Genomic DNA, 6,656 nt, shown 5'->3' with positions numbered 1-6,656 from the left:
CCCGCTGCGATTCCAGGGCCAGTATTACGATCCCGAAACCGGCCTGCACTACAACCGCCACCGGTATTACAATCCTGCTAACGGGCGCTTTATGACGCCCGACCCGATTGGGTTGGCGGGTGGTTTGAACAACTACCAGTACGTACCGAATCCGACCGGGTGGGTGGATCCGTTGGGATTGGCTTGTGTTCCGAAAGATGAGCCCGCGCCGTCTTCTCCGGGCAACCCGGACTTCTACGTCGGCCCCTCGGGACCAGAATCCACACTTCCTGGTAAAGGATTTCGGTACATGAGGTATAAGAACGATGATGGAAGTGTAAACAAGTGGGCGGAACAAACTCTTGAAGGTAAACAAGCTCCAGTCACATATTTTGGTTTCGAAAAATACTCAACAGGGAGCGAAGCCAGAAGTGCTTTCCAAGTCAAAGGGCCGGAAATTGGAGTAGATGAACATGGGTCAGGCTCATGGAGCGATGCGAGACTACGAGGGGAATTCGACACGCTACAGCTCTATGAAAATGGAAACCCGACAGCTCGAGTTCCATATTGGGGAGGCGACAATCCAGACTCTGGGAAACTAGAGCCCTTTGCTGAGGCCTATAGACAGTATGGGCACGGTGGGGCGCAGCAATTACATGCAGACGGAAAAATGATTAAATTCTATAATATACAGATACTTCCGGAGAAGTAATGGACTTCCCTACCATCGAAGAATGCAAAAACAATATTGAATCTATCGTAAGGCGAGTGGTTATAGATGAAAACAAGAAAGATCAAATAATTCATCTCATTAGATCAAACCCGAAGATATTACCAATGAAAGCAATCATGCATGAATTGGAAAACACTCAAACTTTAGACTTGACAGATCAAGAGAAAGAAACAGTGCAGGATATCAATTTTATATATATCTGAACATCTATTAGAAGTTCCAAGGAAAACAGCGAGCTTTGTTCACAGTGACGAAAGAACACATTGCCGAGCTACTCTCGGGCCATAATTTTTCAGCAGAAAACACTCCTAACATGGCTAAGATACTCGAAGCTTCGGATTTTAGACTATTAACGAGTATGCCGGCTGAAGTCGAACCTAAGCTTGAGTTATCTCAATTACAGATTCATCAAGAATCTGCAAAGCATGAAAAGATTAAAATCTGGGGGTTTGATGCCGCAATTAAGATACTTTCCAGTTTAAATGCCAATAAAGTCCAATTTGTTGCATTTAAGGGGGCGGGCTATTCCGCCAAACTATACATTGATGAGCAATCCAGCTCACCAATTGCATTGATCATAACTCGTCGCTCCCAACCGGCACCGCCGATTGATGCTTCTGGCAGAGTGGTTCCTAACAAACCCTAACTTATTCGTTGGACAATAATTTAGCCTGTAGGACGCGGTTCGACAGGCCTCCCCGCATTCCACTCTGTCGCAACCTCTCAGCTAGAGGCAAACGCAAAGGGCCGGATAGTATGAAACGCCACTCTGCCGGGCTGCCCATCCGGCAGCCCGGCAACGACATACTTCAGACCTTCGCCGAAGGCCGCGCCTTGATCCGGTCGTACCACGCCTGCAGATTCGTCTGCTCCGGTTTTATCCGGATATCGTTCACTTTATTGAAATCGATGGTGGTGAAGGCGTTGATGTCGGCGGCGGTGAAGGTGTCGCCGCAGATGTATTCGCGGCCTTCCAGGTGCTTGTTGAGGAAGTGGAAGAATTTCTCGACGTTCTTGCCGCACTCTTCGCCCCATTCCTTGATCGGGTTCATGCGATCCTTGAAATAGCCGGTGGTGTGCTGGAAGCACATGCCGGTGGGCAGGAAGAAGAAAAACTCGATCCAGCGCAGCCACTGTTCCACATGCGCTTTCCCCAACGCTCCCTCACCCATTAATGGTGTGGTTTCCGGGTGCAGTTCCTCGAAGTAGCGGCAGATGGCCATGGTTTCGGCCACGCTGGTGCCGTCGTCCAACTGCAGCACTGGCACTTTTTTCATCGGATTCATGGCCGCGTATTCCGGCGTCAGGTTCTCGCCTTTCTGGATATCGACCTGGACGAACTCAACCTCATCAAGCAGGCCTTTTTCGGCCAGGAACATGCGGACCCGGCGCGGGTTGGGCGCCGTCTTGGTTTCGAAGATCTTCATGGAGACTCCTGTCTGTCGACTGAACGTCTTTTTGTTGTTGGTATCAGATGATTCTGTTTTGCCTTGCAAAACATGTTTCTGCGGGAAAGCTCATCAACCCAGAGATTGCCTCGGTGGCGCAGGGGCGTCAAGCGGCACGCCCCGTGTGTCCAGATAGTCGCGTATCGCCTCGATGACCCAGTCCGGATCATCCAGAGGCAGGTCGTGGCCGGCATCCGGGTGCAGGCGCAGGGTCCACTGCCAGCGCTCGGCCAGCCGTTCGCTGCAACACCAGTCCACGATCCGGTCCCCTTTGCTGGCCAGCACCAGGGCATCCGGCAGCGGCCTCTCGTCAGCTGGCCGGAACCGGGCCGCGGCCCAAAGTTGACGAACGGCATTGCGGGGACTGACGGGACGCTGGGTCTGGATACTGTACCAGCGCTGGACGGTGGCGGGATTAAGCTGACGATTGGAACTCAGGGCCAGAATCTGGGCTTCGCGCTCACGCAGATCCCGTACGGTCAGCAGGCGCATCAGCGTCGGCCAGGTCTTGGGTCGCAACCGGTGCCAGGGCCGGTTGAAGCCGCTGCTGGTGTTGATCAGCACGAGATGCTGGATGTCTCCGGGGTGGGCATGCTGGGCCCAGTCGAGCGCCACCATCCCGCCCATCGACAGGGCAATCAGCCCCAACGGGTACGGGATATGCTGACACTGGCGCTGGACGGCCTCTCGGATGGCGGGAATATCCGCAGGGCTCGGCTCACGGAAATGGGTGCCGGTTCCCGGCAAATCGACAGGATGGAAGTCGTGCCCGGGGAAGGTATCGCGCAGACGCTGGGGCAAGACACCCCAGTGCGCCTGCTCACGTGTCAGGCCACGCAACAGAATCCAGTGCATACAAACGCCTCAGCCCGATTCACGGTACCAATGCATGATGGCCGCTTCCCTGAGCATGGGCTCCTGCTCGGACCCTGGCAACCAGTTTTTGTGGTTCGCGGTCGCCCGCATCAGGAAATCGAGAAAGTTGAGGTGGGACCGCAATACCCGTTGATGACGGTGCGGCACCATGGGGTTGAACAGCCCCTCCAGGCGCAACAGTTGGCGCGGACGCTTGCGAATCCAGCGCCAGGAACCCAATTCCAGCGTCAGCGGAATAAACCCGCCGGACTCCTTCCGGTTCACCTGCTTATAAAAGTAGTCCCAGAGATCGCCATGGGTCAGGTAGTGCTTCGACTGCGGCTCGAAGACGTAGGTGTGATTGGGATAGGCCTGCTCCCACAGCAGTTTCAAAGCCATCACCGACGCGATTTTGCGCATGGGGCGACGCCGATAGGCGTAGGGGAACCAGATCTGGTCCTGCCAGCCGAATCCGGAGTGGCAGTCCAGCGCCAGGCTGAACGGCCGGCCGGGCAGCAGATCCTGGATCACCCGCTCGAGCGCCAGGTTCTCCGCTTCCATGCCCTTTTCCGGCGTCCCGGTGTACCAGGGCAGACGGCGAGAGAGCCGCTGACCGCCGAGCAGAAACGTGCTGGCGCCCTGCGCTTCGATCGGCGCGTTGCGCATCAAATCCACGCCATTGGGGTTGCTGCGCTGGTTCAGGAACATGCCGCCCGGGTTGAGGATGGGCAACAGGGTGATGCGGATACGGGACAACAGATCCTGCAGCTCCTGATCCCAGCGTAGCCGGTTGAGCAGGCTCTGCAGCCAGGCGATGGTGACCTGGGCACCTATCCGCTCCAGACCATGAACACCGCCCACCAGCAACAACGCCGGGGCCTCGGTCGACTTGGCGCCGATATCAATACGGTAGATCGGCAGCGTGAGGGATTTGAGCGTGATCCGTTCGACAACGCTTGCCTCCACCTCCACCGGCGCTTCCGCCAGCATACGCTCTAGCCCGACCAGCTCCGGCAGGTAATCCCGAAGCAGCCGACGCTGGCGACGATCGCGGGTGGATTGTTCCAGGGGAATGGCGACGTGGGGCGTGAGGTCCCGCAGCTCCGTCATGGCGGACTCCCGGTCAGTAAACGACGGCCCAATTATCAACCAGACATGCTACAGCCCGATGACAACGCTCCAAAGCGGCTCGCAACTGTAGTCATCGTTTACTAACTTCGCCTATCATGGCCGTTCAGGGATTGACCAGGACGCCTTCCGGGCAACGGCACACGCCAACTGACCGCTCTCACCGGGAACCGAAGGACATTGAAGCTTAAAACCCGTTTTCTACTGCTGGCCTCCTTACTGGTCGTCGCCTCTTCGCTGGCCTCCTGGGTCGTCTTCCAGCGTATTGCGGAAGGCATTATCGAGCGCTGGGGCGCCAATATCGCCGACATCCAGGTACGGTATGACAGCGCACGCCTGTTGCAGAACATCGAGCGCGAAGTCGGCCTGGCGCACCAGATGACGGATTCCGACATCATCCAGAAATGGGCCCGGCACCCCCAGGACGACGGGCTCAAGGCCGCCGCCATTGCCGAAATGGAACGTTTCCGCCATAACTTCGCCGGTCACAACTACTTCCTGGCGTTGAAGGATAACGGCGCTTATTACTACAACAACGCCGCCAATGAATTCGCCGGTAAGCAACTGCGCTATCACCTGGACCCGAATAAGCCCGCGGACATCTGGTTTTACCAGTTGATCGAGCAGCGCCGGGATTTCCACCTCAACGTCAACCCGGACGAGGCGCTTGGCGTCACCAAGCTCTGGATCGATGTCCTGTTGAAAGTTGATGGCCAAATTGTCGGCGTGGCCGGGACCGGCATGGACCTGGAACCTTTCCTGCAGCAAATCGTGGATCTGGAGCAGCCCGGCATCAACACGCTGTTCGTGGACGCCAATGGCGCCATTCAGCTTTATCGCGACCGCGAGTACATCGACTACGCCAGTTTCGTCAAACCCGAAGGCCAGAAGAAGACCGTCGACCTCCTGCTGGACCGCCCTGTTGATCGGGACTGGTTCCACCGCACCATGACGGCGCTGCGGGAAGAGTCGGATCAGGGCTACCGGGTGGCCACCGGTTTTGTGAACGTTGATGGCGAGCGGCACCTGGCAGGCATTACCTACCTGCCGTCCATCGGTTGGTATGAAATCACCCTGCTGGACTTGAACCTGCTGCTGCCGCTCGCCACCTTCGCACCCCTGATTGGCGTCTTTGCAGTGGCTCTCCTGCTGACGCTGGTGGCCTTCAACCTGGCCATTCGCCGTCAGATCATCAATCCGATCATCTCGCTTGAAGCCGCCATGGAGCGGGTTCGCCAGGGTGACCTGTCACCTCGAAAGCCATCGCCTCGTTCGGATGAAATGGGTCGACTGGAGCAGCATTTCGACGTCATGGCCTTCAGCATTCGTGAGCATACCCGCCAGCTCGAGGAGACCGTTCGCGAGCGCACCGACGCCCTGAACCGTCTGGCCCGCAAAGATCACCTGACGGAGCTGCTCAACCGACGCGGCATGAACGAATTGCTCGCCGAGGAGTTCCAGCGTTTTCGACGCGAGCATCGGACATTCGGCATCGTCTGGCTGGACATCGACAACTTCAAGGACATCAACGACACCCTGGGGCATGCCGTCGGTGATGGCGTCCTGCGGCAGATCGCCGCCAGCCTGCGCACCTGTATTCGACCTTACGATCACGCCGCTCGCTGGGGCGGTGATGAATTCCTGGTGCTCCTCGCCCCCTGTGATGGCGACCATCTGCAGGGCATCGGCGAACGCATCCGGCGCACGGTAGAAAGCGCTGCCGAAACGCCGGCCATCACCGTCAGTATCGGCGGCGCCCTGGCGGTCCCGGATGACACGATCGAGAATATCCTGCAGCGCGCAGACGACGCCCTCTACCAGGCCAAGGACAACGGGCGCAATCAATTCTACATCGCCGAAGGCGGCCAGCTGACCCGCATCAGCTAGCGTCAACCGGGCCTCGTCGCTGGGCTGTCATCTTGCCGTCATCCTGGCAATGGGGCAGGATGAATCGTACCGATCCACCGACAGGTAGACCACCATGCTGATTCGCCCGGCCACGATCCAGGATGCCCCGGACATTGCCCGTCTCGCCACGGCCCTGGGGTATGCGTCATCCACGGAAGACATCGTCAGCCGGCTCGACGGCCTGCTGGGACAACCGGATCGGTTTGTTGCAGTCGCTGATGGTAAGGGTGAAGGGCTTCTGGGTTGGATTGCGGCCGAACGGCGCCTGCTACTGGAGTCCGGCGAGAAGGCGGAAATCGTCGGCCTGATCGTGGGCACCGACAGCCACCGCAAAGGCGTGGGGTCGGCGCTGGTAACCGCCGTCGAGGACTGGGCGCGCGCCCGGGGTCTCGGCAAGATCGTGGTGCGCTCCAACGAAGCGCGCCTGGCATCACACCCCTTTTACGAGCATCAGGGCTTCAACCGGACCAAGACCCAGCACGTCTATCTCAAGCCCCTGACCTGAAATCCATTAAGACTTCCCACGGCTCAGCAAACGAGTCGAACTCGCTATCTGGCGACATCAATCGGGCAACACGGCGCCGAGGATTTGCGGAAAACAGCGT

General features: G+C 57.8%; 8 protein-coding genes. 5 read left to right on the top strand and 3 right to left on the bottom strand.

The genetic code is table 11. The annotated features are described in order from the left end of the window. The 3 genes from JL474_RS21725 to JL474_RS12940 all read left to right on the top strand — a co-directional run. Window positions 1–691: RHS repeat-associated core domain-containing protein (locus tag JL474_RS21725; RefSeq protein WP_328797820.1), on the top strand; the 691-nt coding region annotated here is incomplete at its 5' end. Beyond that, window positions 691–915, top strand: coding sequence for a hypothetical protein (locus JL474_RS12945; protein WP_203142362.1), 225 nt, complete (start codon window positions 691–693; stop codon window positions 913–915). The genes JL474_RS21725 and JL474_RS12945, both read left to right, overlap by 1 nt. Before the next feature lie 35 nt (window positions 916–950). Beyond that, the gene (locus JL474_RS12940) at window positions 951–1,358 is read left to right on the top strand and encodes a hypothetical protein (protein ID WP_203142361.1); all 408 of its coding nucleotides are present in this window, start codon (window positions 951–953) and stop codon (window positions 1,356–1,358) included. A gap of 163 nt (window positions 1,359–1,521) precedes the next feature. Here the strand turns inward: JL474_RS12940 and JL474_RS12935 are convergent, their stop codons facing one another. The 3 genes from JL474_RS12935 to JL474_RS12925 form a co-directional block, all read right to left on the bottom strand. Further along, on the bottom strand, window positions 1,522–2,139 hold the full coding sequence (locus tag JL474_RS12935) for a glutathione S-transferase family protein (protein ID WP_203142360.1): 618 nt from the start codon (window positions 2,137–2,139) through the stop codon (window positions 1,522–1,524). Between the two features lie 93 nt (window positions 2,140–2,232). Next, complete coding sequence (locus tag JL474_RS12930) at window positions 2,233–3,015, bottom strand: alpha/beta fold hydrolase (protein WP_203142359.1); 783 nt, start codon at window positions 3,013–3,015, stop codon at window positions 2,233–2,235. Window positions 3,016–3,024: 9 nt separating this feature from the next. Continuing rightward, on the bottom strand, window positions 3,025–4,125 hold the full coding sequence (locus JL474_RS12925) for a M14 family zinc carboxypeptidase (RefSeq protein WP_123635209.1): 1,101 nt from the start codon (window positions 4,123–4,125) through the stop codon (window positions 3,025–3,027). A 198-nt stretch (window positions 4,126–4,323) separates the two neighbouring features. On the opposite strand from JL474_RS12925, the gene JL474_RS12920 reads away from it, so the two are divergent. After that, on the top strand, window positions 4,324–6,030 hold the full coding sequence (locus tag JL474_RS12920) for a GGDEF domain-containing protein (RefSeq protein WP_203142358.1): 1,707 nt from the start codon (window positions 4,324–4,326) through the stop codon (window positions 6,028–6,030). 94 nt (window positions 6,031–6,124) lie between these two features. Continuing rightward, window positions 6,125–6,556 carry a GNAT family N-acetyltransferase gene (locus JL474_RS12915; RefSeq protein WP_203142357.1) on the top strand — a complete coding sequence of 144 codons (432 nt, stop codon included), beginning with the start codon at window positions 6,125–6,127 and terminating at the stop codon, window positions 6,554–6,556. The last annotated feature ends 100 nt before the right edge of the window (window positions 6,557–6,656 follow it).

The organism is Marinobacter mangrovi (assembly GCF_016798325.1).
Lineage (GTDB): Bacteria > Pseudomonadota > Gammaproteobacteria > Pseudomonadales > Oleiphilaceae > Marinobacter_A > Marinobacter_A mangrovi.
The sequence above is the reverse complement of the archived record's forward strand: the minus strand, read 5'-3'. Positions and strand labels throughout refer to the sequence as shown.

Excerpts from the sequence above, each read along its gene's own strand:
- JL474_RS12935 (WP_203142360.1), bottom strand. The coding sequence starts at position 2,139 with ATGAAGATCTTCGAAACCAAGACGGCGCCCAACCCGCGCCGGGTCCGC.
- JL474_RS12945 (WP_203142362.1), top strand. The coding sequence starts at position 691 with ATGGACTTCCCTACCATCGAAGAATGCAAAAACAATATTGAATCTATC.
- JL474_RS12925 (WP_123635209.1), bottom strand. The coding sequence starts at position 4,125 with ATGACGGAGCTGCGGGACCTCACGCCCCACGTCGCCATTCCCCTGGAA.
- JL474_RS12930 (WP_203142359.1), bottom strand. The coding sequence starts at position 3,015 with ATGCACTGGATTCTGTTGCGTGGCCTGACACGTGAGCAGGCGCACTGG.
- JL474_RS12915 (WP_203142357.1), top strand. The coding sequence starts at position 6,125 with ATGCTGATTCGCCCGGCCACGATCCAGGATGCCCCGGACATTGCCCGT.